Genomic DNA, 26,888 nt, shown 5'->3' with positions numbered 1-26,888 from the left:
GGCTGCTCTTGTGGCTCGGGACAGCGGGGCTGCTCCTTGTGGCTCGGGACAGCGGGGCTGCTCCTTGTGGCCCGGGACGGCACAGGGCGCTGCCGGGTTTGTCGCGGTGACCGGTCGACTTGGCGCAACCAATAGGGTGGGCGGGTGAACACGGACGGACTGATCGTGGTGGACAAGCCGGCCGGGATGACGTCGCATGACGTCGTCGCCCGGATCCGGCGGCTGGCGAAGACCCGGCGGGTGGGCCACGGGGGGACGCTGGACCCGATGGCCACCGGCGTCCTGATCATCGGCGTCAACCGGGCCACCCGCCTGCTGACGTATGTGATCGGCGCGGAGAAGAGCTACGCCGCGACGATCCGGCTCGGTGAGTCGACGATCACCGACGACGCCGAGGGCGACGTGACCGCGACCGTTCCGGCGGGGGACGTGACCGACGAGGCGATCCGGGCCGGGCTGGCCGTGCAGGTCGGGGAGATCGACCAGGTGCCCAGCGCGGTCAGCGCCATCAAGATCAACGGCGAGCGTGCCTACAAGCGGGTCCGCGAGGGGGAGACCGTGGAGATCCCGGCGCGCCGGATCACCGTGCACCGGCTCGACGTTCTCGGCATCCGGCGGCCCGCGGACAAGCCCGTCGTCGATGTGGACATCGACGTGACCTGCTCGTCCGGCACGTACATCCGGGCCATCGCCCGCGACCTCGGCGTCGCGCTCGGTGTCGGCGGGCATCTCACGGCGCTGCGGCGTACCGCTGTGGGCGGCATGACCCTGGACGCCGCGTCCACCCTGGCCGCGCTCGAGGAACGCGCGCCGGACGTGATCGGACTGCCGCTCGCGGAGGCGGCCCGGAGGGCGTTCCCGCAGCGTGTCGCCACCGAGGAGGAGACCCGGGTGCTCCGGCACGGCGGTCCGCTGCCGGCGGTCGGGATCGAGGGGCCGTATGCGGTCTTCGACCAGGCCGGCGAGGTGCTCGCGGTGGTGAGCGAGCGTGGTGGCCGCGCCCGCGCCGAGATCGTCCTGGCCCCGGCCTGACCGCGGCCTCTCCCGGGCGGGGAAGGCCCCGGCCTGACCGCGGCCTCTTCTCGGCGGGAGAAGTTCCGGGCTGACTGCGGCCTCTTCCGGACGGGGAAGGTCCCGGGCTGACTGCGGCCTCTTCCGTGCGGGGAAGGTCCCGGCCTTACTGCGGCCTCTTCCGTGCGGGGAAGGTCCGGGCTGACTGCGGCCTCTCCCGGTTGGGGAAAGCCCCTGCCCGACCGCCGCCATGGGCCCGTCCTACTCGCCGAGGTGGCGGGCGACCGTGGCGACGAGGTCGGCGGCGGCGTACGGCTTGTCGAGGAAGTCGTCGCAACCGGCCTCCAGCGCCGCCTTCTGATCCTGCGGCAGGACGCTGGCGGTGACCGCGACGACCGGTGGCCGGGGCTCTCCGGTGGCGGCGAGTTCGCGGGCCAGGTTGAGGCCGTTGCCGTCGGGCAGGTTGATGTCGAGCAGGATCAGGTCGAAGTCGGAGTCCGCCAGGCGTTCCCGGGCGGCGGCCAGGGTCGCGGCGTCGACCAGTTCGGCGTCGCGGACCGCGGCCACGGCGGCCCGGGCCAGGACCGCCTTGACGAGCATGCGGTTCAGTTCCTCGTCCTCGACCAGGAGGATGCGGTGCGGTTCGCTCACGGTTCGGACCTCCGGGCGTCGGTGGGCGGGACTGCGCTGCGCAGCGTGACGGTGATCTCCGGCACGCGGGTGGTGCCGCGCCGGACCGCCGGGTGAGGGCTCAGACGTGGCGGCGCCGCTCCACCGGCTGCCGCGGTGGCGGTCAACGACGGCTCGGCTGCTCCCGGGGCCGACGTGCCTGCCGCCGGGGCGCCCGGAGGCGGCCCGGCCGTCGCGGTGGTGGTCACGGCCGTCGCGGTGGTGGTCACGGGTGGCTCGGTGGTGGTCAGGGACGACTCGGTGGTGGTCACGGGTGGCCCGGTGGTGGTCAGGGACGGCTCGGTGGTGGTCAGGGATGGCCCGGTGGTGGTCAGGGCCGCGGCTGTGGCGGTGACGGCACGGGACGGGACGGCTCCGGCGAGGGCCTCGGCGACCGCGCCGCCGGCCATCGCGGTGGCGATCAGCGGGGTGGCGTGGCCCGGGGCGAGGGCCGCGGCGCTCAGGCCCAGCACCGGGGTGTGCCGGCCGGCCGGGTCCTGTTCGATCGCGGCCAGCAGGCTGAAGCCGTCCTCGTCGGGGGACTGCATGTCGCAGACGATCAGGTCGAACTCGCCGGTCCGGCTGCGGGCCAGCCCGTCCCGCCCGTCGGCGCAGGCGACCACGTCGGCGCCGCCGGCCCGGAGGCCTTCGGCGATGGCCCGGCGGGCCTCGTCGTCGTGGTCGACCAGCAGCACCCGCGGTACGGGCCGGGCCGCGACCGCGTTGGTCAGGGCGCTGATCAGGGTGGACTGGTCGACCGGCTTGACGAACCAGTCGTGTGCGCCGAGCGCGATGCCGGTCGGCGCCTCGTCGAGGATGCTGGCGAAGAAGACCGGGATGGTGGCCAGCCGGTGGTCCGTCTTGAACCGGCGCAGCACCTCCCAGCCGTCGATGCCGGGCAGGGTGACGTCGAGGACGACCGCGTCGGGGCGGTGCTCGCGGGCCAGCGCCAGGCCGCTCTCCCCGGTGCCGGCCACCTCCACCCGGTAGCCGGCGTGGCCGAGCTGGGCGCTCATCAGTTCGGCGGACTGCGGATCGTCCTCGATCAGCAGCACGTACGGCCCGGCGCCGGGGCGGGGCGCGGCGGCGATGACCGACGCGGCCGGTAGGTCGACGGTGAATTCGCTGCCCCGGCCCGGCTCGGAGACCAGGCTGATCTCACCGTGGTGGGCGGCGACCAGCCGGCGGGTCAGCGCCAGCCCGAGGCCGGTGCCGGAGTGCCGCCGGTCCGGGTCGCCGGCCTGCTGGAACTCTTCGAAGACGCGTTCCAGGTCGTCGGTGGCGATGCCGACGCCGGTGTCGGCCACCACGATCCGGACCCGCTCGCCGGCGGCACGGGCGGTGACCGTGACGGCGCCGCCGTCGGGGGTGAACTTGGCCGCATTGGAGAGCAGGTTCTCGACGATCTGCCGTAGCCGCAACCGGTCGGCCAGGGCGGTCACCGGGGCGAGGTCGGCGCGGACGGCGAGCCGTTTGCCGGTGAACAGCGGCGCCAGGCCGGCCAGCAGGTCCTCGATCGTGGTGTCCACCCGTACCGGGGCGAGCCGCAGCTCCATCCGGCCGGACTCGACCTTGGTCAGGTCGAGGATGTCGTTGATCAGCCCGAGCAGGTGACGGCCACTGCCGTGCACATGGTCCACCCATTCGGCGGGCACCCGGCGGCGGTCGCCGTCCGGCTCTTCGAGCCGCATCAGGTCGCTGAAGCCGATGATGGCGTTCAAGGGGGTACGCAACTCGTGGCTCATGTTCGCCAGGAAGTCGCTCTTGGCCTGGCTGGCCCGGGTGAGCGCGGCCACCGAGGCGCTCAGCTCGGCCGTGATCGCCTGACGTTCGGCCAGCAGCCCGGCCTGTCCGCCGAGGTCGGCGAGGAGCCGCAGGTCGTCCTCGCTGAACAGGTTGCGGTGCCGGTTGAGCAGCAGCACCGCCCCCTCGACGTCGGGTGGCACCCGCATCCGCAGCACCCGGACGAAGTCGTCGGCCAGCCCGTCGCCGAAGTGGCCGATCACGGCCGGGCCGCCGTCACGGAGCCGGATCGGCGCGCGTTCGCGGGCCAGCCGGTCGAGGTCCGCGTCGATCGGGCCGGTCCCGGCGGGCACTGCGGGGCCGGCGTACGCGATTCGCGCGTACCCCCCGGTCGGTGAATGCAGAAGGACCGCGACCGCGTCCGCCCCCGTCTGGTCCCGCATGATCTGCGCATAGGTCTGCCAGATCTGGTCCGGGGAGTCGGCGGGGGCCCGCAGCAGCTGTTCGGTGACCAGCTGGGCGGCCGCCGCCGCGAAGGCGCGCCGCAGCCACCGCGGCGGCTGGAAGGCGATCAGGTAGCCGATCGCGCTGATCAGGGCCAGGGCGATGCTCGCGGCCCGGAGCGGGGTGTCGCTGCTGCGGCCGCGGAGCAGGATCACGCATCCGAAGGCGACCGTCGCGCCGGCGGCGGTCATCAGCCGGGCCCGGTTGGCGCCGGTCCGGGTGCGGGCCTCGCCGAAGAGCAGCGCCGCGGCGATCAGCTCGACCGTCAGGAAGTAGAGCACGGCGGGTGTCCGGGCCGGGGGCGGGAGCGGCAGCGGCAGGACGGCGATCGTGACGAGCAGAGTGAGGTATCCCACCAGGACGGCGGCGGTCAGCGCCCGGGGCACGGCGCGGAGGCGTCCGGCGAGGCGGAGCGTGAGGTACGGCTGGGCGAGGATCGCCGCGGCGCCGGCCGCGTACTGCCACTGGGGCAGTGGGTGGTTCGTGAGCCGGACCATGTCGATGCACACGACCAGCACGAACGGCGCGAAGACCAGGGCGACGTCGCGGCGCAGCGGGTCACGGCGGCGCAGATGATCGAGCAGAGCACGGAGGAAGAGCACCGCGAAGGTGGCCTCCGCAGCGAGCAGTACGAGGCGACTCCACCCGACGCTCATTTCGCCATTTATCGTACCCAAGAGGGTGGGGTGGAGGGTTGATACCGAGAGGCTGAACGATCGATACGCTAGGGCGGGCACAGTCGGCGGAGGAGCGTTCGATGCAGCGATGGCGGGGGTTCGAGACGATCCCGTCCGGATGGGGCCGGTCGGTCGTGACGATCGGTGTCTTCGACGGGGTGCACCGTGGCCACCAGGCGATCATCGGGCACGCCGTGAAACGCGCCCGTGACTCCGGCCTGCAGTCGGTGGTGATGACCTTCGACCCGCACCCGGCCGAGGTGGTGCGCCCCGGCTCGCACCCGGCGGTGCTCACCGAGCCGGTCCGCAAGGCCGCGCTGATCGAGGCGCTCGGGGTCGACGCGCTGTGCGTGGTGCCGTTCACGCCCGCCTTCTCCCAGCTGACGCCGAACGAGTTCGTCCATGACGTGCTCGTCGAGTCGCTGCACACCGCGGCCGTGGTGGTCGGTGACAACTTCCGCTTCGGGCACCGGGCCGCCGGTGACGTGGAGCTGCTCGAGTCGCTCGGGCGCACGTTCGGCTTCACTGTGGAGGATGCCCCGCTCGTCGCTGAGGACGGGCTGGTGTTCTCCTCGACGTACATCCGCAGTTGTGTCGACGCCGGGGACGTGCGGGCCGCGGCCGCCGCGCTCGGCCGTCCGCACCGCCTCGCCGGCGTGGTGGTCCGGGGTGACCAGCGCGGCCGCGAGCTCGGCTACCCGACGGCCAACCTGATGACGCATCGCTATGCGGCGGTGCCGGCCGACGGCATCTACGCGGCCTGGCTCACCCGCGGCGGGGAGAGCGGGGCCCGCCTGCCGGCCAGCGTGTCGATCGGCACCAATCCCACGTTCTCCGGGCGGGAGCGCCGTGTGGAGGCGTATGTTCTCGACTTCTCCGGCGACCTGTACGGCGAGCGGGTGAGCCTCGACTTCGTCGCTCACCTGCGTGAGCAGCGTAAATACGACGCCATCGAGCCGCTGGTGGCGCAGATCGAGGCCGATGTCGCCGAGACCCGGGTGTTACTCGGTTGACCCCCTGGTAGGGTTGAACGGTCGTTGGAATATCCGACACCGGTCCCGCCTGCCTGCCCGACGCCGCGGGTCGCGGGGTAACCGTGCAATCGGCAACACAGAATCTCGGAGAACATGGCGCTCGATCAAGAGACCAAGAACAAGATCATGGGTGAGTACGCGACCAAGGACGGCGACACCGGTTCGCCCGAGGTTCAGGTCGCCATGCTGACCAAGCGGATCGCCGACCTGACCGAGCACCTCAAGGTGCACAAGCACGACCACCACAGCCGTCGTGGTCTGCTCCTGCTGGTCGGTCAGCGCCGCCGCCTGCTGAACTACGTTCAGAAGAAGGACATCCAGCGCTACCGTTCGCTCATCGAGCGTCTCGGCCTGCGCCGATAGTTTCACCGGGGGAGCGGCTTCGGTCGCTCCCCTGATTTCCACCCCACGGACCCGCGCGGGTCGCAACCCGTCAGCACCGGTCCTCGGTAGTGGTTCCCAGGTGTCATCCCTGGGCACTTCGATCGAAGACCGGCTCACTGCACCGCGCTGTTGACCGCCGGGTCCACGACGAAGGAGTACCGCACTTCATGACAGAGCAGAACAACGCTCTCGGCAACGAATCCCGCACGGCCGTCATCGACAACGGCTCGTTCGGCACCCGGGAGATCGTGTTCTCCACCGGCCGCCTCGCTCAGCAGGCAGCCGGCTCGGTGATCGTCCAGCTGGGCGACACCACCGTCCTCTCCGCGACGACCGCCAGCAAGCAGCCGAAGGACCACTTCGACTTCTTCCCGCTGACCGTCGACGTCGAGGAGCGGATGTACGCCGCGGGGCGTATCCCCGGCTCGTTCTTCCGGCGCGAGGGCCGGCCGTCCGAGGACGCCATCCTCACCTGCCGCCTGATCGACCGGCCGCTGCGCCCGTCGTTCACCAAGGGCCTGCGCAACGAGGTCCAGGTCGTCGAGACCGTGCTGGCGCTCGACCCGGCCCACCCGTACGACGTGGTCGCCATGAACGCGGCCTCGATGTCCACCAAGCTCTCCGGCCTGCCGTTCAGCGGCCCGGTCGGCTCGACCCGCGTCGCGCACGTCGAGGGTCAGTGGGTCGCCTTCCCGACCCTGGAGGAGCTCGAGCGCGCCACGTTCGACATGGTCGTGGCCGGTCGCGTCACCGCCGAGGGCGACGTCGCGATCATGATGGTCGAGGCCGAGGCCACCCCGCACGCGATCAAGCTGATCTCGGCCGGCGCCACCGCGCCGACCGAGGAGGTCGTGGCGAGCGGCCTGGAGGCCGCCAAGCCGGCCATCCGTGAGCTGTGCCGCGCGCAGAGCGAGCTGGCCGAGGTCGCCGCCAAGCCGGTCGCCGAGTTCCCGGTCTTCCTGGACTACCAGGACGACGTGTACTCCGCGGTCTCCGACGCGGTGCGCACCGAGGTCGCCGAGGCGCTGAAGATCGCCGGCAAGCAGGAGCGCGAGGAGTCCCTCGACCTGGTCAAGGCGAAGGCGCACGAGCTGCTCGACGAGCGGTTCGAGGGCCGGGAGAAGGAGATCAGCGCGGCGTTCCGCTCGGTCACCAAGGCCGAGGTGCGCCAGCGGGTGCTGCGCGAGCAGGTCCGCATCGACGGCCGCGGCCCGCGTGACATCCGCCCGCTGACCGCCCTCACGGGCGTGCTGCCCCGCGTGCACGGCTCGGCCCTGTTCGAGCGCGGCGAGACCCAGATCCTGGGTGTCACCACGCTGAACATGCTGCGCCTGGAGCAGTCGCTGGACACTCTCGCTCCCGAGAAGACCAAGCGCTACATGCACAACTACAACTTCCCGCCCTACTCGACCGGTGAGACCGGCCGGGTCGGCTCGCCGAAGCGGCGTGAGATCGGCCACGGTGCGCTCGCCGAGCGCGCGCTGGTGCCGGTGCTGCCGTCGCGCGAGGAGTTCCCGTACGCGATCCGGCAGGTCTCCGAGGCCCTCGGCTCCAACGGCTCCACCTCGATGGGCTCGGTCTGCGCCTCGACGCTGGCCCTGCTCAGCGCCGGTGTGCCGCTGAAGGCGCCGGTCGCCGGCATCGCCATGGGCCTGATCTCGGACGAGGTCGACGGCAAGACGGAGTACGTCGCGCTGACCGACATCCTGGGCGCCGAGGACGCGTTCGGCGACATGGACTTCAAGGTCGCCGGCACGGCTGAGTTCGTCACCGCCCTGCAGCTGGACACCAAGCTCGACGGCATCCCGTCGGACGTGCTGGCCGGCGCTCTGCAGCAGGCGCACGAGGCCCGCGCCACGATCCTGTCGGTGATGACCGCCGCGATCGAGGGCCCGGCCGCGATGAGCGAGCACGCCCCGCGGGTCACCACCGTGAAGATCCCGGTCGACAAGATCGGCATGGTGATCGGCCCCAAGGGCCAGACCATCAACGCGATCCAGGACGAGACCGGCGCCGACATCTCCATCGAGGACGACGGCACCATCTACGTCGGTGCGACCAACGGCCCGGCCGCCGAGGCCGCGGTCGAGCGGATCAACGCGATCGCCAACCCGACCCTGCCGAAGGTCGGCGACAAGTTCCTCGGCACCGTGGTGAAGACCGCCGCGTTCGGCGCCTTCATCTCGCTGCTGCCCGGCCGCGACGGCCTGCTGCACATCTCCAAGGTGGGCGACGGCAAGCGGGTCGAGAAGGTCGAGGACTTCCTCAACGTCGGTGACAAGGTCGAGGTGTCCATCGCGGACATCGACCAGCGCGGCAAGATCTACCTGGACAAGGTGCGCCCGGAGGGCGAGGAGGCGCCGGCCGCTGCCGCCGCCCCCGCCGAGGGCCGTCCGCCCCGCGAGGAGCGCGCTCCCCGTGAGGGTGGGGGCGAGCCCCGGCGTCGCCGGTCGCGCTCGGCCGGTGGTGACCGCGGCGAGCGTCGCGAGTAAACACCTGTGACAGATCAGGACCGCGGGCCGGCCACTAGGCCGGCCCGCGTCTCTACCCGGACCCTGCAGGACGGTGTCAAGAAGACCGTCCTGCCCAGCGGCCTGCGCGTCATCACCGAGGCGATCCCGACCACCCGCAGCGCCTCCCTCGGCATCTGGGTCGGCATCGGCTCCCGTGACGAGACCCCGTCGCTGCACGGCGCCTCGCACTTCCTCGAGCACCTGCTCTTCAAGGGCACCCACAAACGCACCGCCCTGGACATCTCGGCGCAGATCGAGGCGGTCGGCGGTGAGACCAACGCCTTCACCACGAAGGAGTACACCTGCTACTACGCGCGGGTGCTCGACGCCGATCTGCCGCTCGCGGTGGACGTGCTGGTGGACGCGGTGGCCGACTCGATCCTCGACCCGGCGGACGTGGAGACCGAGCGTGGCGTGATCCTCGAGGAGATCGCCATGCACGAGGACGAGCCCGGTGACGAGGTGCACGACGTCTTCGCCGAGGCGATCTACGGCGACCACCCGCTCGGCCGGCTGATCTCCGGCACACCGGAGTCGATCACCCCGATGACCCGGGACCAGATCAACCGCTTCTACCGCCGCCGCTACACGGCGCCGGAGATCCTCATCGCGGCGGCCGGTAACCTCGACCACCAGACGGTGGTGCGGCTGGTCCGCAAAGCCCTGGCGGGCACCCCGCTGGACACCGGGCCGGCGGATCCGGCGCCGCCACGATCCGGTGACAAGGCGGTACGGGTTCGCAAGGCCCGCGACGTCGTCCTGCACCGCGACACCGAGCAGGCGCACATCGTGCTCGGCGGTCCCGGGCTGGGCCGGCACGACCAGCGCCGATTCGCCATGGGCGTGCTCAACAACGTGCTCGGCGGCGGCATGTCGAGCCGCCTCTTCCAGGAGATCCGGGAGAAACGCGGCCTCGCCTACTCGGTCTACTCGTACGCCGGCCAGTACGCCGACAGCGGCCTGTTCGGGGTCTACGCCGGGTGCGCCCCGGCCAAGGCGCGCGAGGTGCTGGACCTGATCCGGGTCGAGCTGGACCGGGTCGCGAGCGCCGGCATCACGCCGGAGGAGCTGGTCCGGGGCAAGGGCATGACCAAGGGGGCGTACGTGCTGGGCCTGGAGGACACCGGGTCGAGGATGAGCCGCCTGGCCAAGTCGGAGCTGCTGCACGGCGACCTGATGGGTGTCGACGAGATGCTCGCCCGGGTGGACGCGGTCACCCTCGACGAGGTCCACGCCGTCGCGACCCAGCTGCTCTCCGGCCCGCTGTCACTGGCCGTGGTCGGGCCCTTCGACGACGACGAGCTGCCTGCCTAGGGGGCGACCGGGCGGTACGTTAAGTTGACGGTGTGACTGAGCTGCCTGAATCCATCCGTGTCGGTGTTCTCGGCGCCCGGGGCCGCATGGGCCTCGAGGTGTGCCGGGCGGTCGACGCCGCCGAGGACCTCGCCCTGGTGTCGATGATCGACCAGGGCGAGGAGCTGTTCCAGGCCTCCGACGCGGGCGCGCAGGTGCTCGTCGACTTCACCAACCCCGACGTGGTCATGGACAACCTGCGCTGGGCGATCGAGCAGGGCATTCACGTGGTGGTCGGCACGTCCGGGTTCACCGAGGAGCGGCTCGACCGGGTGCGCGGCTGGCTGTCCGCCCAACCGGGCGTCGGCGTCCTGATCGCGCCCAACTTCGGCATCGGCGCGGTGCTGATGATGCAGTTCGCCGCCCGCGCCGCCCGCTATTTCGAGTCGGTCGAGATCATCGAGCAGCACCACCCGCGCAAGCTCGACGCGCCGAGCGGCACCTCGATGCACACCGCCAAGGTGATCGCCGAGGCCCGCGCCGCAGCCCGGCTCGGGCCGATGCCCGACGCCACCAAGGAGGAGCAGCTCGGCGCCCGCGGCACCGAGATCGACGGGGTGCGGGTCCACTCGATCCGCGCCGCCGGCCTGGTGGCGCACCAGGAGGTGCTCTTCGGCACCTCGGGCGAGACGCTGACCATCCGGCACGACTCGCTGGACCGGTCGTCGTTCATGCCGGGCGTGCTGCTCGCCGTCCGCAACGTGATCACCCGCCCGGGCCTGACCATCGGCCTGGACCCGCTCCTGGAGGGCTAGGCGGGGCCTAGGCGCCCTCGGCCGGGGCGTCCTCGGCCGTCACCGCGACGTGCAGGCGGAGCTGCGGCACCAGGAGGTCGTCAACGTCCAGGGCCCGGCCCGCCCCGTCCGGCTCCCAGCCGGTCGAGGTGAGGAATTTCCGCATCGCCGCGTCCGCGTCGTAAACCCAGGCCACCGCGGTACGGAACCCGTCGTCACGCCAGTTGTCGACCGCCGCCGCGAGCAGCCGGCTGCCGTGCCCGCGCCGGCCCCACCGGGGCTCGATGAGCAGGTCGGTGACGGCCGCGACGTCGTCCGGCAGCGGTTTCTCCTCGGGCGCCAGGGCCTGCTCGTCGGCCGGCCCGGAGGCGGCGAAGCCGACCACGTGCGCCGCGCTCTCCCCCTGCTCGACGGCGATCAGGACCCGGTGCCGGGCGGACGGCGGCGCGGTGATCGCCTCGGTCCAGCCGCGCGCGAGGTAACCCTCGTCGAGGTTCTCCAGCACGTGCGGCGGGAACATCCGCCGATACGCGGTGCGCCAGGTGGAGAGCTGGATGCGAGCGATCTCCGCGGCGTCCTCGGGACGGGCGGGACGGACGAAGCCGAGTGCCATGGCGGCAACTTTGTCATACCCGTCACCTAGTCTTCCCCGGTGGCCGTGCCCGAATCGCTCTCCGTCGCCCAGGCCCGCCGGATCACGCTGGCGGCCCAGGGCTTTCTCGACCCCCGGCCAGGTGGCGCCACCGACATGCGCCACCTGCGCCGTGTGCTGCGCCGCCTGCACCTGATCCAGATGGATTCGGTCAACGTGCTGCAGCGCGCCCACTTCATGCCGCTCTACAGCCGTCTGGGGCCCTACGATCCGGGGCTGCTGGAGCGGGCCGCGTATCGACGGCCGCGTGAGCTGTTCGAGTTCTGGGGCCACGAGGCGTCGCTCATCCGCACCGACCTGCAGCCGCTGTTCCGCTGGCGGATGGCCCGGGCGCACGAGCTCGCCTGGGGCAACATGCGCCGCATCGCCGAGGAGCAGCCGCAGCTGGTGGCCTGGGTGCTCGACGAGGTGCGCGCCCGCGGCCCGATCACGGCCGCCGAGATCGAGCACGACGCCCCCCGCTCCAAGGACCACTGGGGGTGGAACTGGTCGGTCGTCAAGCAGGCGCTCGAGTGGCTCTTCTACACCGGCCAGGTGACCGCTGCCGAGCGCACCACGTCGTTCGCCCGGCGCTACGACCTGCCCGAGCGGGTGTTGCCGCCGGCCGTGCTGGCCGCGCCCGACCCGTCGCCGGCGGAGGCGTTCCGTGCCCTGGTCGAGCTCTCCGCCCGCGCTCTCGGCGTGGCCGGCGAGGCGGAGCTGCGCGATTACTTCCGGCTCCCGCTGCAGCCGTGCCGGGCGGCGATCGCCGAGCTGGCCGAGGCGGGGGTGCTGCGCCCGGTGACGGTCCCCGGGTGGAAGGCGGCGTGGCTGCACCACGAGGCGCGCCTGCCCCGCCGGGTGACGGCGGCCACCCTGATCAGCCCGTTCGATCCGCTGATCTGGGAGCGGGCGCGCACCGAGCGCCTGTTCGGCATGACCTACCGGATCGAGATCTACGTGCCCAAACCCCAGCGGCTGTACGGCTACTACGTCCTTCCGTTCCTCCTGGGCGATCGATTCGCGGCCCGTGTCGATCTCAAGGCCGACCGGCGGTCCGGTGAGCTGCAGGTCCCGGCGGCCTGGCGGGAGCCGGGCGCCGACCCGGAGGAGACGGCCGTGGCGCTGGCGGCCGAGCTGTCCCGGCTGGCCGGCTGGCTGGGCCTGCACACGGTGGCGCTGCCGGAGCGCGGCGACCTGCTGGCCCCGCTGGCGAGCGCGTTGCGCACGGGGGTGGTGCCGTCTTGGTCGGTCGCGCCGTGAGCGCGTTGCTTGGGGGTGGCGCCGTCTTGGTCGGTCGCGCCGTGAGCGCGTTGCTTGGGGGTGGCGCCGTCTTGGTCGGTCGCGCCGTGAGCGCGTTGCGCGCGGTTGGCGCCGTCACGATCGATCGCGCCGGCGAGCGCGGTGGGCAGATGTGGCGCCGCCATGATCGGCTCCGGGGTGCGGGCGCCTCCGGTGTAGCGTGGCGGTCATGAGCGTTGCCGGGCTGCCCTTGTGGCTCGCCGACCAGCCGGTCCAGGGCCCACCGGTGCCACCGGAGTGGTTCCACCACTACCGGGCGCCCGAGCCCGACCGGATCACCCGCCTGTTCAACCGGCTGGCGGCCCGGTCGCCGATCTGGCTGGCCCCGCTGGCTGTCCTGGCCTGCACCGGCGCCGCGGTGGGTTACACGCTGATCAGCGACCCGGCCTCGGCCGAGCCCGGCGAGCCGCCGTCGTGCCTGCTCAAATACCTGACCGGCTTCGTCTGCCCGGGTTGCGGCGGCACCCGGGCGGCGTGGTTCCTGCTGCACGGCGACCTGCCCGCCGCGGCCCGGCACCACCTGCTCTTCGTCTTCGCCGTGCCGTTCCTGATCTATCTCTACGTGGCCTGGGCCGGGCGTAAGGTGTTCCGCTGGCGGCTGCCGGAGCTCACGATCAGTCCGGCCGTCATGATCACATTCATGGCGGTGTGGGGCGTCTGGAGCATCCTGCGTAACCTCCCATGGGCGCCGTTCACCGCTTTCTACGTGTGACCGGGCCGTCCGATAGGTTGTCAGGTATGACGCACGACCCGCGGCCCTTCGGACGGCTGCTGACCGCCATGGTGACCCCGTTCACCCCGGACGGTTCCCTGGACCTGGAGGGCGCGGCCCGTCTCGCCGCCCACCTGGTCGACGAGCAGCGCAACGACGCTCTCGTGATCAGCGGCACCACCGGAGAGTCCCCCACCACCACCGACGCGGAGAAGGAGCAGTTGCTCCGCGTCGTGATCGAGACCGTCGGGGACAGGGCGCAGGTGCTGGCGGGTGTGGGCACCAACAACACCGCTCACACCATCGAGCTGGCGCACGCCGCGGAGAAGGCGGGGGCGCACGGCCTGCTGGTCGTCACGCCGTATTACAGCAAGCCGCCGCAGGCGGGCGTGGAGCGGCATTTCCGCGCCGTCGCCGACGCGACCGGCCTGCCGATCATGGTCTACGACATCCCGCACCGGGCCGGCACGGCGATCGCCACCGAGACCATGGTGCGGATCGCCGAGCACGAGCGGATCGTCGCGGTCAAGGACGCCAAGGGCGACCTGGTGGCGAGTTCGCACGTGCTGGCGCGCAGTGATCTGGCCTACTACTCCGGCGACGACGCGGCCACCCTGCCGCTGCTCGCGATCGGCGGGGTCGGCCTGGTGGGCACGTCGACGCATTTCACCGGCTCGCTCGCCAAGGAGATGATCGAGGCGTGGGAGCGTGGCGACACCGCTGCCGCGCTCACCCTGCACCGTAAGGCTCTGCCCCTGTTCACCGGCATCTTCCGGACGCAGGGGGTCATGCTGGTCAAGGCCGGTCTGGGGGCGCTCGGGCTGCCCGCCGGGCCGGTCCGCTCGCCGCTGGTCGACGCGACCGGTGAGGAATTGAACCAACTGCGCCAGGACGCCGCCGCGGCCGGCATCGTGCTCTGACAGGAAGAGGCGTATGACTAACGCTCACATCGAGCTGGGTCCGCCGCCGCCGCTGCCGGAGGGCGCCCTGCGCGTCATTCCGCTCGGCGGGCTCGGCGCCATCGGCCGCAACATGACGGTCTTCGAGTATGACTCCAAACTGCTCATCGTCGACTGCGGGGTGCTCTTTCCCGACGTCGAGCAGCCCGGCGTGGACCTGATCCTGCCCGACTTCGCGCCGATCCTGGACCGGCTGGAGGACGTGCAGGCGATCGTGCTGACCCACGGTCACGAGGACCACATCGGCGCGGTGCCCTACCTTCTGGCCCACAAGCCGGACATCCCGCTGGTCGGCTCGGAGTTCACGCTGGCGCTGGTGGAGGCGAAACTGGCCGAGCGACGGCTCGACCCGTACACGTTGACCGTCCGCGAGGGCGGTGTGGAGCGGCTCGGCCCGTTCGAGTGCGAGTTCTTCGCCGTGAACCACTCGATCCCGGATGCTCTGGCGGTCGCCGTGCGTACCCCGGCGGGCCTTGTCCTGCACACCGGTGACTTCAAGATGGACCAGGTGCCGCTGGACGGCCGCATCACCGACCTGGCCGGTTTCGCCCGGCTCGGGGCCGAGGGCGTCGACCTGCTGCTGTCCGACTCGACGAACGCCGAGGTGCCCGGATTCGTGACGCCGGAGCGCGACATCGGCCCGGTGCTCAGCTCGATCTTCGGCAAGGCCCGCGGCCGGATCATCGTGGCAAGCTTCGCCTCGCACGTGCACCGCGTGCAGCAGGTGATGGACGCGGCGTGGGAGTTCGACCGCAAGGTCGCGCTGATCGGCCGCTCCATGGTGCGCAACATGGGCATCGCCCGTGACCTGGGTCTGCTGCGCATCCCGGAGGGCCTGCTCGTCGGGCTGGACGAGGCGACCCACCTGCCGCCGGACGAGATCGTCTTCATGTCGACGGGTTCGCAGGGCGAGCCGATGAGCGCGCTGGGCCGGATGTCCACGGGCGACCACCGGCACATCACCATCAATCCCGGCGACACCGTCGTGCTGGCCAGCTCACTGGTGCCGGGCAACGAGACCTCGGTCTACCGGGTGATCAACCAGCTGTCCCGGGCCGGCGCCACCGTCGTCCACAAGGAGACGGCGAAGGTGCACGTTTCCGGGCACGCGCCCGCCGGCGAGCTGCGCTACCTGCTCAACGTGACCCGCCCGAGCAACCTGATGCCGGTGCACGGCGAGTGGCGTCACCTGCGCGCGCACGCCCAGCTCGGCATCGAGACCGGGGTCGCCCCGGACCGGGTGGTGCTCTGTGAAGACGGTGACGTGGTCGACCTGGTCGAGGGCCACGCTCGCGTGGTCGGCCGGGTGAAGAGCCGGTATGTCTACGTGGACGGTCTCGCGGTCGGTGACGTGAGCGAGTCGCTGCTGACCGAGCGTCGCATACTCGGTGACGGCGGGTTCATCGCGGCCACCGTGGTCATCGACTCGGTGACCGGAAAGGTGGTCGGCGAGCCGGTCATCTCGGCGAAGGGTTTCTCCGAGGACCCGGAGGCGTTCAACCCGGTCGTCCCGCTGCTGACCGCTGCCCTGCACCGCTCGGCGGAGGACGGCATCACCGACACCCACCAGCTGCAACAGGTGGTGCGGCGGACGGTGGGCCGCTGGGTGAACGACGCCTATCGCCGCCGGCCGATGATCGTGCCGACGGTTGTCGAAGTCTGAGAATCCTGTGAATCCATAAGAGTCACGCGTCCGTTTCAACCTTCTTGGGTCGAGCTGCGTACTCCCAGGCACCGGTGCCGCCCCCACGGCACCCGTGGCGGAGGGAGTTCTCCAGATGCAGCGCAGTGCGATCGCCGTAGGGGCGGTTGTTGCGGTGGCGGGTGCGGCGGCGGTCGCCTTCACCCTGCCGTCGCTCGCCGGCACCGAAGAGACCGGTGGGTCGAAGAGTTCGAACAGCACTCCGGGGGGACTCTCCCCGGAGCTGCTGTCGGCCATGAAACGTGACCTCGGTCTCAGCGGTGAACAGGCGGCCACCCGGCTGGCCCGCTCGGAATGGGCGGGCGGGGTCTCGGCGACGCTGGCCGCGCAGACCGGTGAGGACTTCGGTGGCGCGTGGCTCGCGTCCGACGGCACCACGCTCAAGGTCGCGGTGACCGACTCCGACGCGGCGTCGGCGGTGAAGGCCGCCGGTGCCGTACCGGTGCTGGTCAAGCGGAGCGAGGCCGAGCTGGACGCGTTGAAGACCAAGCTCGACGAGGCAGCGGCGAAGGTCAAGGGCCTGACCGGCTGGTACGTGGACGTGCCCACCAACAAGCTCGTCGTGGTCGCCCAGCCCGGTGAGAAGGCCGAGGCGCTGGCTGTCGCCCGTCGGGCCGGCCTCTCCACCGAAGCGGTGACCGTGAAGGTCAGCAAGGCCAAGCCGAAGCCGCTGTTCGACGTGCGCGGCGCGGACCCGTACTTCATCAACATCGGTGGTGGCCAGGCCCGCTGCTCGATCGGGTTCTCGGTGACGACCGGTTTCGTCACGGCCGGCCACTGTGGCGAGGAGGGCACCGCCACCACCGGCTTCAACAACCAGGCGCAGGGCACCGTCGAGTTCTCGGTCTTCCCGGGCAACGCCGACATGGGCTTCGTCGCGGTGAACGACGACTGGACCCCGCGTCCGGTGGTCAACGACTTCAACGGCAACGAGCTGCCGGTGGCCGGCAACACCGAGGCCCCGGTCGGCGCCGCGATCTGTCGCTCCGGCTCCACCACCGGCACTTTCTGCGGCACGATCCTCGCCAAGAACCAGACCGTCCAGTACCCGGAGGGCCAGGTCACCGGCCTGACCCGTACCGACGTCTGCGCCGAGGGCGGCGACTCCGGCGGCCCGTGGCTCTCCGGCGACCAGGCCCAGGGTGTGACCTCGGGCGGCTCGGGTGACTGCACGGCCGGCGGCGAGACCTTCTTCCAGCCGCTCAACGAGATCCTGGCGGCGCAGAACCTGACCCTGGTCACCACCGAGGGCACCGGTGGCGAGGCGCCGCCGGCCAGCGCGCCGCCGGCGGAGGAGGGTTCCGACTGCGACGCCCTCCCGGTCCAGCGTGACGGCGCCATCAACCGGGCCGGCCAGGCGCAGGCCCAGCCGAACGGCGGGGCCTACCGGGCCCGGGCCGGCACGCACACCGCCTGCCTCGACGCCCCGAACGGCGCCGACTTCGACCTGGTGCTGCAGAAGGCGAACAACCGCGGCCAGTTCAAGACCGTGGCGCAGTCCACCGGCGCCGGTGACAAGACGCTGTCCTTCACCGGCGGTGCCGGCACCTACCGGTACGTCGTCGTGGCCACCTCCGGCACCGGCGCGTACAGCCTGGGCTTCAACGTCCGGTAATGCGTTGATCGGGACGGGTCCGGGCGTGGAAGCCGCCCGGACCGGTCCCACCGCCGGGCCCGGGGGCCTCAGCCCGGCCGGGACTCCGTGATCCGGCGAACATGATCGGGGTCCTCACGCGTCAGCGTGAGGACCCCGATTTCAGTTCGCCCAGCGCGTCGCCGAGCCGGCACCCGGTGGCGACCCCACAGAGGATCACCTGGTCGATCTGCTGGAGGGTGGCGCCGTGCTCCCAGTCGGTGGTCACCTCGCCCACCACGATGGCCTGCCCGTCGTCGGTCACCTGCACATACGCCTTGGGCCACAGCTGATCCCGGTTCCACGTGTTGCAGAACTCGTAGAGCCTCGGCACGTCCTCGACCGAGAACACGTGCTGCATCATGGCGCGCACCTGGAGGATCTCCTGCCGCTGACCGAGGCGGAAGAAGTAGATGAGATTGCCCTGGAAGTTGCCGGCGATGTCGCCGTCGGCATCGACGAAGTACGAGAAACCACGCTCGTCCAGCGCGGCCTTGATCAAGTCGTTGCTGAGAGGTTGCACCTTACGATGGTAAATGCCGGGAAAGTGAAAAGCAGTCGCGGTGCGCCTTCTCGGCAGAGCGGCCCGGCCCGGCTACGGTGACATCCATGGCGGGCCGAACTCCTCCGGCGGGCCGGAGCCGCGCCGCGTCCACGACTCGGGGCGCGGCGGTCAACCGTGCCAAGCAACCGGCACGTAAGGCTACCGGTAAGACGACCGGCAAGGCAGCCGTGCGCAAACCGGCCGCGCGGCGCCCCGCTGTGCGCAAAGCGCCGCCCGCGATCGGTCCCGGCGTCGCCCGCGGCCTCGGCAACCTCTGGCTCGGTGTGGCCGGCGGCGTCGGCTGGCTGGCCCGCGGCGCCGGTCGTCAGGCGGCCAGTGCCCGGTCGATCGGTCCCGAGCACCGCCGGGACGGGGCCGGGCTCTTCATGCTCGGCGTCGCCATCCTGATCGCGGTCGCGGTCTGGGCGGGCAGCGCCGGCCCGGTCGGCGTGTGGGTGGCCGACATGGTGCGCCTGTTCCTCGGCAGCCTGGCGGTGCTCCTGCCGCTGCTGCTCTTCTACGGGGCGATCCGCCTGATGCGTGAGCCGGCCGACCCGGAGCACCGCGGGCGCAGCCTCGTCGGCTGGACCACGATCATCGTCGCCACCGCGGCGCTGCTGCACATCTCCGGTCCGGACACCGAGCAACCGGGGGTCGACAACCCCGGTGGCCTGCTCGGGTTCGGGATCGGGGGGCTGCTCGAGCGTGCGGTGACCGCCTGGGTGGCCGTACCGCTGCTGCTGTTGCTCTTCGTCTTCGGTTTTCTGGTGATCACCGCGACGCCGATCGCCAAGATCCCGGAGCGGGTCGCGCTCCTGCTCGACCTGGTCTCCGGCCGGTCCGGCCGCCACCTGCCCCCGCCGCCGCTCGCCGGCCCGGAGTATGACGAGGACGACACCGAGAGCGAGGACGAGCCGGCGAAGCCGCGCCGTCCGGCCCGGCGCCGCCAGGCCTCGCAGGCGGCGCCGATCACGCCGCTCGCCGACGAGGAGCCGCCGGACGACTTCGACGAAGAGATCATCCTGCACGACACGGTGGCGCTGCCGAAGCTGCCGAAGACGCGCAAGAAGCCGCCCGAGCACTCGCCGATGCCGCCCACCCGGGCCGAGCAGCTGGAGATCTCGGCGGTCAAGGGCGACTACCGGCTGCCGCCGGCGAACATCCTCGCCACCGGCGCCCCGCCCAAGGCCCGCAGCCGCGCCAACGACGAGATCATGGCCGCGCTCACCGGTGTCTTCGAGCAGTTCAACGTGGACGCGGTGGTGACCGGCTTCACCCGTGGCCCGACGGTGACGCGGTATGAGGTGGAGATCGGCCCGGGCACCAAGGTGGAGCGGATCACGCAGCTGTCCCGCAACATCGCCTACGCGGTGAAGTCGCCGGACGTGCGGATCCTTAGCCCGATCCCGGGCAAGAGCGCGGTCGGCGTGGAGATCCCCAACACCGACCCGGAGAACGTGTCGCTCGGTGACGTGCTGCGCTCGCGGGCGGCCGCCTCCGACCACCACCCGATGGTGGTGGCGCTCGGCAAGGACATCGAGGGCGGGTTCGTCGTGGCGAACCTGGCGAAGATGCCGCACATCCTGATCGCCGGCGCCACCGGCGCGGGCAAGAGCTCCTGCCTCAACTCGCTGCTGGTGTCGCTCCTGACCAGATCCACCCCGGATGAGGTACGACTGCTGCTGGTCGACCCGAAGCGGGTGGAGATGACCGCCTACGAGGGCATCCCGCACCTGGTCACGCCGATCATCACGAACCCGAAGAAGGCCGCGGACGCCCTGGAGTGGGTGGTTCGCGAGATGGACATGCGCTACGACGACCTCGCCGCCAACGGGGTCCGCCACATCGACGACTTCAACCGCAAGGTCCGCAGTGGCGAGATCACCGCGCCACCCGGCAGCGAGCGGGAGATGAAGCCGTACCCGTACCTCCTGGTGATCATCGACGAGCTGGCCGACCTGATGATGGTCGCGCCACGTGACGTGGAGGACTCGGTCGTCCGGATCACCCAGCTGGCCCGGGCCGCCGGCATCCACCTGGTGCTGGCCACCCAGCGGCCCTCGGTCGACGTGGTCACCGGCCTGATCAAGGCGAACGTGCCGTCCCGTCTGGCCTTCGCCACCTCCTCGCTGGCCGACTCCCGGGTCATCCTGGACCAGCCGGGCGCGGAGAAGCTGCTCGGCCGCGGTGACGGTCTCTTCCTGCCGATGGGCGCCTCGAAGCCGACCCGTATCCAGGGCGCCTGGGTCGACGAGAAGGAGATCGCGGCGGTCGTCAAGTTCTGCAAGGACCAGCGCGAGCCGGAGTTCCGTGAGGACGTCACCGAGGTCCCGCAGAGCAAGAAGAAGGAGATCGACGAGGAGATCGGCGACGACCTCCAGCTGCTGATCCAGGCGATCGAGCTGGTGGTGTCCAGCCAGTTCGGCTCGACCTCGATGCTGCAGCGCAAGCTGCGGGTGGGCTTCGCGAAGGCGGGCCGCCTGATGGACCTGATGGAGACCCGCGGCATCGTCGGCCCGTCCGAGGGGTCGAAGGCCCGTGACGTGCTGGTCAAGCCGGACGAACTGGAGGAGTCGCTGGCGGCCCTCAGGGTCGACTGAGCACCGGCGCGGGGTAGGGCCGGCGGAACGTGAAGGCCCGCGGCCCGGGCCCCTCCGCGCCGAGCAGGGCCAGACGCTGGAGGCCGTCCCGCAGCGTCGGGATGCGGCCGGCCTCCACCCACCACAGGACCATCGCCGACTCGCCCGGGACGAACCACTCCCGGCGGCGGCGCAGGTAGTCGAGGTGGGTGGAGTGGTAGACGTACCCCCGGAGCGCTTCCAGGGACTCCCAGACCGACATCGTGGCGATCATCTCGGGTGGCGCGGGCTGGATGCCGAGCGCCTCCAGGTCGACGTCCTCCTCCTTGAGCCGCCAGACGAAGCCGGGGGAGCGGTCGGCCAGCTCGTTCATCAGGTCGACGCCGGCCGTGAACTCGGCGACCAGGGGATCCCCCTCCGGGGCACGGAGTTTGGCGACGTTCATCTGGGCGAGGTGGAAGTCGGTCATGCCTGTCACTCCACCAGCCACGGTTTTTAAAGTCAATCGGTTTTGTTTTTAGAGACCGTGACGCAGCAGCGACCCGGCGCCGGATCCATCCGGGCGCACCACTCGCCGGCCAGCCCGGCGCCCTCCAGCAGGCCGTTGAGCATCGCCAGGTTCATGCCGCAGATCAGCGGCGGGAACTGCTCGGCCACCCGGTGATAGGGGCAGTTGCGCAGCTCGATCCGCCCGTCGCCGCGGGTGGCCGGCTCGTAGCCGTTGCCGGTCAGCAACGCCGTGACGTCCGGCTCCGGCCCGGCCGTGCGCCCGTGCTCCTCGGCCACCCGGTAGAGGGTCTCCTCGGCGCCGGAGCGCTCCAGGGCCTCGGCCAGCAATTCGGCGGCGCTGCGGTAGGCGCGCGGCGGCACGCTCACCGCGTGCTCCGCCGCGGACAGCCGGTACAGCTTGGCCGGACGTCCGGCGCCCGGCCCGCTCCGGCCCGACCTGCGGGCGTACGACACCTCGAGCAACCCGGCGTCCACCAGTTTGTCGAGGTGGAACGCGGCGAGCGTACGGCCCACGCCGAGCGCCTCGGCCACCTCGTCGCGCCCGGCCGGATCCGGCGCCGCGTCGGCCACCGCTCGGTACGCCGCCCGCCTCACCCGGTCGGCGAGGGTGCTCACGGCGTCGAGATCGTCCAGATGGTCGGGTGTCGTCACTCCGCCATCGTATTGCCAACCGGCTTTGGTGCTAGAGGCGTGCCCGGCCGCTCGGCCAGGACGTCCCGGATCAGCGTGTGCCCGACGGCGACCAGCGCGGCCAGCATCAGTGCCGCCAGCGCCTGCAGGTCCAGCTGCTGCTCGGTCTGGCCGAACAGGAAGTAGGTATAGGCGCCCAGCGAGGCCGCCTGCGCCAGCAACGGCACGAACCAGAGCCGCGGCAGGTGGAACGCCAGCACCACGGTCAGCACGTCACCCAGATAGAAGTACCGCTCGTGCATCCCGGGCAGCCCGAACGGGATCAGGATCGCGAAGAGCGCCGCCAGCGTCACGATCCGGGTCTCCTCCAGCCGGACCCGCCGGGCGACCACCAGCAGGGCGACGCCGAGCACCAGCGCCGCGGTCAGCAGGTAGCCCAGCTGCCGGGCGGTGTCCAGCCGGCGGGTGCCCGCCAGGAACGCGAAGATCGACGGTGCCCGGTCGGTCAGCAGGTCGATGACCCCGGCCTGCCGGTCCAGGCTGTAGACGGTGAGCAACTCGCCCGGCGAGCGCCCGAGCAACAGCGCCGGCAGGCTGACCGTCAGCCAGACCGCCGGCACCGCCAGCAGCGTCCTTGCCCGCAGCCGGCCGGCCGGCACGAGCACCGCGACCAGAGCGAAGACGAAGATCCCGTGCGGCTTGAAAGCCAGCGACAGCGTGCACAGCGCGACACCCGGCCAGCCTCGGCCACGGGCCAGCATCCACACGCCACCGACCGCGAACGACGCCCAGATCGAGTCGATCTGCCCCCAGACCGAGGCGTTGATCACAACGGTGGGCAGCAGGATCACGACGAGCGCCGCGGCGATCCCGGCCCGGCGGCCCCGGCGCATCGCGGTCAGCCGGAACACCCAGTAGGCCAGCAGCAGGTCGAAGACCGCGTGGACCAGCTTGATCCCGATCAGCAACGGGACCGGCAGCACCGACGCCAACCAGAGCAGATACAGGTACGGCGCGTTGTAGTTGCCGATCGCCTCACCCAGCCCCCGCCAGCCGCCGGCCCGCTCCAGCTGCTCGTGCCACTCGAAGAAGATCCGCATGTCGCGGGTCGTCTCGGACCGGCCCGCGTAGCGCGCCGCGAAGGCCACCACCAGCAGGCATCCGGTCAGGAACAGCTCCGCGCGCCGCTGTGGATCACGAAGAGGGGGCACGAGCACGGACGATACCGGGCGAAAAGGATGTTTCGAGACCGGCCGAGCGGAGGAAGGGCGCGGAGCGGCGGCCCGGTAACCTTGTCGGGTGTCTGGAACTCCTCCCACCCGCCGTGTCGCCCTGCTGACCCTGGGCTGCGCCCGTAACGAGGTCGACTCGGAAGAGCTGGCCGCCCGCCTCGACGCCGGCGGCTGGGAGGTCGGCACCGACGCCGAGGGCGCCGACGTGGTCGTCGTCAACACCTGCGGTTTCGTCGAGAAAGCCAAGCAGGACTCGATCGACACCCTGCTCGCCGCCGCCGACACCGGCGCCAAGGTGGTCGCCGCCGGCTGCATGGCCGAGCGGTATGGCAAAGAGCTCGCCGACAACCTCCCCGAGGCCAACGCGGTGCTCGGCTTCGACGACTACACCGACATCACCGACCGCCTGGAGAGCGTGCTGCGCGGCGAGAGCCACGTCTCACACGTCCCCCGCGACCGGCGTGAGCTGCTCCCGATCACCCCGGTCGAGCGGCACGCCGCCAAGGTCGTGGTGCCCGGCCACGCCACCGTCGACGAGCACACCCCGGCCCACCTGCGCAAGGTGCTGCGCCGCCGGCTCGACAGCGGCCCGGTCGCCTCGCTCAAGCTGGCCAGCGGCTGCGACCGGCGCTGCGCGTTCTGCGCGATCCCGGCCTTCCGCGGCGCGTTCGTCTCCCGCGACCCGCAGGAGCTGCTCGCCGAGGCGGAGTGGCTGGCCAAGTCCGGCGTCCGCGAGCTGGTGCTGGTCAGTGAGAACAGCACGTCCTACGGCAAGGACCTGGGCGACCCGCGCCTGCTGGAGAAACTGCTGCCGCAGCTGGCCGCGGTCGACGGCATCGTCCGGGTCCGGGCCAGCTACCTGCAGCCCGCCGAGACCCGGCCCGGCCTGGTCGAGGCGATCGCCACCACACCCGGCGTGGCCGCCTACTTCGACCTCTCCTTCCAGCACTCCAGCGAGCCGGTGCTGCGCCGGATGCGGCGGTTCGGCTCCACCGACCGCTTCCTGGAGCTGCTCGACTCGGCCCGCAAGCTCTCCCCGGCGGCCGGCGCCCGGAGCAACTTCATCGTCGGCTTCCCCGGCGAGACCAAGCAGGACGTGGACGAGCTGATCCGCTTCCTCACCGAGGCGCGCCTCGACGCCATCGGCGTCTTCGACTACAGCGACGAGGACGGGACCGAGGCGGCCGGGCTGTCCGGCAAGCTGAGCGACGCGACGATCAAGCGGCGGTACGCGAAGGTGGTCGCCCTCGCCGAGGAGCTCTGCGCCCAGCGGGCCGAGGACCGGCTCGGCGAGACCGTCGAGGTCCTCGTCGACTCGACCGACGACGGCGAGATCGAGGGCCGCGCCGAGCACCAGGCCCCCGAGGTCGACGGATCGACCACCCTGGTCGCCGGGGACGACGGGGTCGACCTGTCGATGCTGCGCCCCGGCGACCTGGTCCGCGCCCGCGTCACCGGCACCGAGGGCGTGGACCTGATCGCGGTGCCGGTGGAGATGATCTCGGCAGCCCCGGTGACCCGGTGACCGACGAGCCGGTGCCCGCGCCGCGCGTGGTGTCGCTCTACAACGCGGCCAACGCGCTCACCGTGGTCCGGATCGTGCTGGTGCCGGTCTTCCTCGTCCTGGTCGTCGTCTCGCAGATGACCGACCCCGACTGGCGGATGGCCGCCTGTCTCGCGTTCTGCGTCGCCTCGGCGACCGACTTCGCGGACGGCTGGATCGCCCGCAGATGGCATCTGGTCACCTCGTTCGGCAAGGTCGCCGACCCGATCGCGGACAAGGCGCTCACCGGCACCGCACTGGTCCTGCTCTCCCTCTACGGCCCGCTGTCGTGGTGGGTGACGGTGGCCATCCTGATCCGCGAGTGGGGCGTGACCGCTCTGCGCTTCTGGGTCATCCGGTACGGCATCATCCCGGCCTCCCGGGGTGGCAAGCTCAAGACCGGGCTGCAGACCCTCGCGATCGCCTGGTATCTGTGGCCGGTGCCGGAACCCTTCCATCTGGTCGGTGTCGTCGTGATGGGCGCCGCCCTGGTGGTCACCGTGGTCACCGGCGCCGACTACGTCCTCCAGGCGCTGAGGCTGCGGCGCGACGCCCGGCCGTAGGGTTCCCGGGCCTTTTTCGAACAGGTGCTGGCACAGGAGGTCCGATGGAGATGTCCGTGGCGGCCGCCGCGGCGGTGCACGCGCTCGTCGAGCGGCGGGAGACCCTGGCGAGCGCCGAGTCGCTCACCGGCGGTCTGGTGGCCGCGACCATCGTCGAGATCCCCGGGGTGAGCGCCGTCTTCCGCGGCGGCCTCGTGGTGTATGCGACAGATCTCAAGGCGCGCCTCGCAGGCGTCCCGGAGGACCTGCTGGCGGAGCGCGGCCCGGTCGACGGCGATGTGGCCGCCGCTCTCGCCGAGGGCGTGCGGGAGCGCTGCGGCGCGGACTGGGGGCTGGCCACCACCGGTGTCGCGGGCCCCGAGCCGCAGGACGGCAAGCCGGTCGGGCTCGTCTTCGTCGCGGTCGCCGGGCACGCCGGGGCCACCGTGCGCGAGCTGAAACTGGACGGAAACCGCGAGGCCATCCGCACCGAAAGTGTGACGGCCGTCCTGCAATTGCTGACCGACTCTCTCCGGGAGCCGCCCGCGCGTCTCTGAGCTGGGAATACATCCGTTCGTGTGCCTGTTGTCCGGTTCGGTCGCGGGGCGGTCGGCCCGGGAATTCGGCGGGGCGGGATGTCGCCGCGGCTAACGCCAGGTACGGTTGCGGGAAGCCTCCGGCGTCAGCCGGCGGCCCCGCCCGCAGGAGGAGGTGCCATGGTCCTGCTACGCCGCGTTATCGGCGACGCTCTTCGTGCGCGCCGGCAGGGGCAGCACCGCACGCTGCGCGAGGTGTCGACCGCCGCAAACGTCAGCCTCGGATATCTGTCCGAGATCGAGCGTGGGCAGAAAGAGGCGTCCAGCGAGCTTCTCGCCGCCATCTGTGACGCTCTCGGCGCCCGCCTCTCCGAGTTGCTCAGTGAGGTCAGCAACACGCTGGCCCTCGCGGAGAACATGGAGGGTGTGCTCGTCCCGATCGACGAGAAGGCGTCCGGTGGGGACGTCGCCGTGTCGGTGCGCCAGGAGTCGCCGCTCAAGGCGACGCTGCACGCGACCCGTAAGCCGAAGCGGGACATCGTCTACGCCGCCTGATCATGAATACGTCTGTGCCGGGCCGCTCCCTGGGAGCGGTCCGGCCTGTTTCAGGCCGCGTCGTCTCCGGGGCGCTCGGCTTTCGCGCCGCTGGTGTGCCGGCTCGCTTTCGTGCCGTTGGTGTGCCGGCTCGCTTTCGTGCCGCTGGTGTGCCGGCTCGCCTTCGTGCCGCTGGTGTGCCGGCTCGTCCCGGTGCCGGCTCGCGATCGTGCCACGCGGCTTTTGTGCCGGGTCGCGGCAGGCGCTTTGCGGCTCGGCGCGGCGGGCGGTTCGTGCTTCGCCGCGGCAGACGCTTCACAACGCCTCAGGATCCGCATTTCGAGCCGCCCCACGATCGATGTTCCGCGGCGCGGCGCGTTCTGCGTTTGGTGGTGCGTCGCGGGGGGCGTTTCGGGGCGCGGCGGGTTCTGCGTTTGGTGGTGCGTCGCGGGGGGCGTTTCGGGGCGCGGTGGGTTCTGCGTTTCGGGGCGCGCCGCGATCGGCGTTTTGTGCCTCGGTGCGGCAGGCGTTTCGTGCCTCGCTGCGGCAGGCGTTTCGTGCCTCGCCGCGGAAGGTCAGGGGAGCGTAGCCTCGATGCCAGGGGAGACCCTGAGATCCCCCGTAGGACCCGTGACGCGGCTGGCGTCCGGCTGTCACGATGGTTTCGCGTCACCGAT

Annotated in this window: 24 protein-coding genes; 16 read left to right on the top strand and 8 right to left on the bottom strand. The window is 71.4% G+C overall.

Annotated elements, in window-relative coordinates:
* The first annotated feature begins 144 nt into the window (after nucleotides 1-144).
* The gene (truB, locus tag BM290_RS33285) at nucleotides 145-1,032 is read left to right on the top strand and encodes a tRNA pseudouridine(55) synthase TruB (protein ID WP_093619886.1); all 888 of its coding nucleotides are present in this window, start codon (nucleotides 145-147) and stop codon (nucleotides 1,030-1,032) included.
* A 240-nt stretch (nucleotides 1,033-1,272) separates the two neighbouring features.
* Here the strand turns inward: truB and BM290_RS33280 are convergent, their stop codons facing one another.
* Nucleotides 1,273-1,662 carry a response regulator gene (locus BM290_RS33280; protein ID WP_239143826.1) on the bottom strand — a complete coding sequence of 130 codons (390 nt, stop codon included), beginning with the start codon at nucleotides 1,660-1,662 and terminating at the stop codon, nucleotides 1,273-1,275.
* The gene (locus BM290_RS33275) at nucleotides 1,659-4,583 is read right to left on the bottom strand and encodes an ATP-binding response regulator (RefSeq protein WP_177320000.1); all 2,925 of its coding nucleotides are present in this window, start codon (nucleotides 4,581-4,583) and stop codon (nucleotides 1,659-1,661) included. Before BM290_RS33275 ends, BM290_RS33280 begins: the two co-directional genes overlap by 4 nt.
* 101 nt (nucleotides 4,584-4,684) lie before the next feature.
* On the opposite strand from BM290_RS33275, the gene BM290_RS33270 reads away from it, so the two are divergent.
* The 5 genes from BM290_RS33270 to dapB all read left to right on the top strand — a co-directional run bounded on the left by BM290_RS33270 (nucleotide 4,685) and on the right by dapB (nucleotide 10,643).
* The gene (locus tag BM290_RS33270) at nucleotides 4,685-5,617 is read left to right on the top strand and encodes a bifunctional riboflavin kinase/FAD synthetase (RefSeq protein WP_093619885.1); all 933 of its coding nucleotides are present in this window, start codon (nucleotides 4,685-4,687) and stop codon (nucleotides 5,615-5,617) included.
* Nucleotides 5,618-5,731: 114 nt separating this feature from the next.
* Entirely contained in the window at nucleotides 5,732-6,001 is a 270-nt protein-coding gene (rpsO, locus tag BM290_RS33265; RefSeq protein WP_093619884.1) for a 30S ribosomal protein S15, read from the top strand.
* A gap of 188 nt (nucleotides 6,002-6,189) precedes the next feature.
* Nucleotides 6,190-8,514 (top strand): polyribonucleotide nucleotidyltransferase, encoded by a 2,325-nt coding sequence (locus BM290_RS33260; RefSeq protein WP_093619883.1) that lies wholly within the window; start codon nucleotides 6,190-6,192, stop codon nucleotides 8,512-8,514.
* A gap of 6 nt (nucleotides 8,515-8,520) precedes the next feature.
* A complete protein-coding gene (locus tag BM290_RS33255; protein ID WP_093619882.1) occupies nucleotides 8,521-9,849 on the top strand; it encodes a M16 family metallopeptidase in 1,329 nt (442 codons plus the stop codon).
* Between the two features lie 32 nt (nucleotides 9,850-9,881).
* Nucleotides 9,882-10,643: a 4-hydroxy-tetrahydrodipicolinate reductase gene (gene dapB / locus BM290_RS33250; RefSeq protein ID WP_093619881.1), complete on the top strand. Its 762-nt coding sequence runs from the start codon at nucleotides 9,882-9,884 to the stop codon at nucleotides 10,641-10,643.
* A gap of 7 nt (nucleotides 10,644-10,650) precedes the next feature.
* On the opposite strand, the gene BM290_RS33245 is transcribed toward dapB, so the two are convergent.
* Entirely contained in the window at nucleotides 10,651-11,235 is a 585-nt protein-coding gene (locus tag BM290_RS33245; RefSeq protein WP_093619880.1) for a GNAT family N-acetyltransferase, read from the bottom strand.
* Nucleotides 11,236-11,274: 39 nt separating this feature from the next.
* Between BM290_RS33245 and BM290_RS33240 the strand changes: the two genes are divergently transcribed.
* The 5 genes from BM290_RS33240 (at nucleotide 11,275) to BM290_RS33220 (ending at nucleotide 17,543) form a co-directional block, all read left to right on the top strand.
* Nucleotides 11,275-12,516, top strand: a complete 1,242-nt coding sequence (locus BM290_RS33240; RefSeq protein ID WP_093619879.1) for a winged helix-turn-helix domain-containing protein — start codon at nucleotides 11,275-11,277, stop codon at nucleotides 12,514-12,516.
* A 208-nt stretch (nucleotides 12,517-12,724) separates the two neighbouring features.
* Complete coding sequence (locus BM290_RS33235) at nucleotides 12,725-13,267, top strand: DUF2752 domain-containing protein (protein WP_093619986.1); 543 nt, start codon at nucleotides 12,725-12,727, stop codon at nucleotides 13,265-13,267.
* Between the two features lie 26 nt (nucleotides 13,268-13,293).
* Nucleotides 13,294-14,187 carry a 4-hydroxy-tetrahydrodipicolinate synthase gene (gene dapA / locus BM290_RS33230; protein WP_093619878.1) on the top strand — a complete coding sequence of 298 codons (894 nt, stop codon included), beginning with the start codon at nucleotides 13,294-13,296 and terminating at the stop codon, nucleotides 14,185-14,187.
* A 13-nt stretch (nucleotides 14,188-14,200) separates the two neighbouring features.
* Nucleotides 14,201-15,889 carry a ribonuclease J gene (locus BM290_RS33225; RefSeq protein WP_093619877.1) on the top strand — a complete coding sequence of 563 codons (1,689 nt, stop codon included), beginning with the start codon at nucleotides 14,201-14,203 and terminating at the stop codon, nucleotides 15,887-15,889.
* A gap of 115 nt (nucleotides 15,890-16,004) precedes the next feature.
* Nucleotides 16,005-17,543 (top strand): S1 family peptidase, encoded by a 1,539-nt coding sequence (locus tag BM290_RS33220; protein WP_093619985.1) that lies wholly within the window; start codon nucleotides 16,005-16,007, stop codon nucleotides 17,541-17,543.
* 121 nt (nucleotides 17,544-17,664) lie between these two features.
* Here the strand turns inward: BM290_RS33220 and BM290_RS33215 are convergent, their stop codons facing one another.
* Complete coding sequence (locus BM290_RS33215; protein WP_239143827.1) at nucleotides 17,665-18,084, bottom strand: YbjN domain-containing protein; 420 nt, start codon at nucleotides 18,082-18,084, stop codon at nucleotides 17,665-17,667.
* An 86-nt stretch (nucleotides 18,085-18,170) separates the two neighbouring features.
* Between BM290_RS33215 and BM290_RS33210 the strand changes: the two genes are divergently transcribed.
* Nucleotides 18,171-20,705 (top strand): DNA translocase FtsK, encoded by a 2,535-nt coding sequence (locus tag BM290_RS33210; RefSeq protein WP_093619875.1) that lies wholly within the window; start codon nucleotides 18,171-18,173, stop codon nucleotides 20,703-20,705.
* Here BM290_RS33210 and BM290_RS33205 read toward each other — a convergent pair.
* From BM290_RS33205 to BM290_RS33195, 3 genes are read right to left on the bottom strand one after another with little or no spacing between them, the layout of a single operon-like run.
* A complete protein-coding gene (locus BM290_RS33205) occupies nucleotides 20,692-21,153 on the bottom strand; it encodes a DUF3291 domain-containing protein (protein WP_093619874.1) in 462 nt (153 codons plus the stop codon). The genes BM290_RS33210 and BM290_RS33205 overlap by 14 nt on opposite strands.
* Nucleotides 21,154-21,185: 32 nt before the next feature.
* Nucleotides 21,186-21,845, bottom strand: a complete 660-nt coding sequence (locus BM290_RS33200; protein WP_093619873.1) for a helix-turn-helix transcriptional regulator — start codon at nucleotides 21,843-21,845, stop codon at nucleotides 21,186-21,188.
* Nucleotides 21,842-23,035 carry a glycosyltransferase 87 family protein gene (locus BM290_RS33195; RefSeq protein ID WP_143134023.1) on the bottom strand — a complete coding sequence of 398 codons (1,194 nt, stop codon included), beginning with the start codon at nucleotides 23,033-23,035 and terminating at the stop codon, nucleotides 21,842-21,844. The genes BM290_RS33200 and BM290_RS33195 overlap by 4 nt, the downstream gene beginning before the upstream one ends.
* A gap of 88 nt (nucleotides 23,036-23,123) precedes the next feature.
* Between BM290_RS33195 and rimO the strand changes: the two genes are divergently transcribed.
* The 4 genes from rimO to BM290_RS33175 all read left to right on the top strand — a co-directional run bounded on the left by rimO (nucleotide 23,124) and on the right by BM290_RS33175 (nucleotide 26,232).
* Entirely contained in the window at nucleotides 23,124-24,581 is a 1,458-nt protein-coding gene (gene rimO / locus BM290_RS33190; protein WP_093619871.1) for a 30S ribosomal protein S12 methylthiotransferase RimO, read from the top strand.
* Nucleotides 24,578-25,162: a CDP-diacylglycerol--glycerol-3-phosphate 3-phosphatidyltransferase gene (gene pgsA, locus BM290_RS33185; protein ID WP_093619870.1), complete on the top strand. Its 585-nt coding sequence runs from the start codon at nucleotides 24,578-24,580 to the stop codon at nucleotides 25,160-25,162. Before rimO ends, pgsA begins: the two co-directional genes overlap by 4 nt.
* 44 nt (nucleotides 25,163-25,206) lie before the next feature.
* Nucleotides 25,207-25,698 (top strand): CinA family protein, encoded by a 492-nt coding sequence (locus BM290_RS33180; RefSeq protein WP_093619869.1) that lies wholly within the window; start codon nucleotides 25,207-25,209, stop codon nucleotides 25,696-25,698.
* A 159-nt stretch (nucleotides 25,699-25,857) separates the two neighbouring features.
* On the top strand, nucleotides 25,858-26,232 hold the full coding sequence (locus tag BM290_RS33175) for a helix-turn-helix domain-containing protein (protein WP_093619868.1): 375 nt from the start codon (nucleotides 25,858-25,860) through the stop codon (nucleotides 26,230-26,232).
* A gap of 50 nt (nucleotides 26,233-26,282) precedes the next feature.
* Here the strand turns inward: BM290_RS33175 and BM290_RS48720 are convergent, their stop codons facing one another.
* Nucleotides 26,283-26,447 carry a hypothetical protein gene (locus tag BM290_RS48720; protein WP_177319999.1) on the bottom strand — a complete coding sequence of 55 codons (165 nt, stop codon included), beginning with the start codon at nucleotides 26,445-26,447 and terminating at the stop codon, nucleotides 26,283-26,285.
* Nucleotides 26,448-26,888: the final 441 nt, after the last annotated feature.

Origin of the sequence: Actinoplanes philippinensis (genome assembly GCF_900113015.1) — a bacterium.
Lineage (GTDB): Bacteria > Actinomycetota > Actinomycetes > Mycobacteriales > Micromonosporaceae > Actinoplanes > Actinoplanes philippinensis.
Note: the sequence above shows the minus strand (reverse complement) of the source record. Positions and strands in the feature narration are given on the sequence as shown.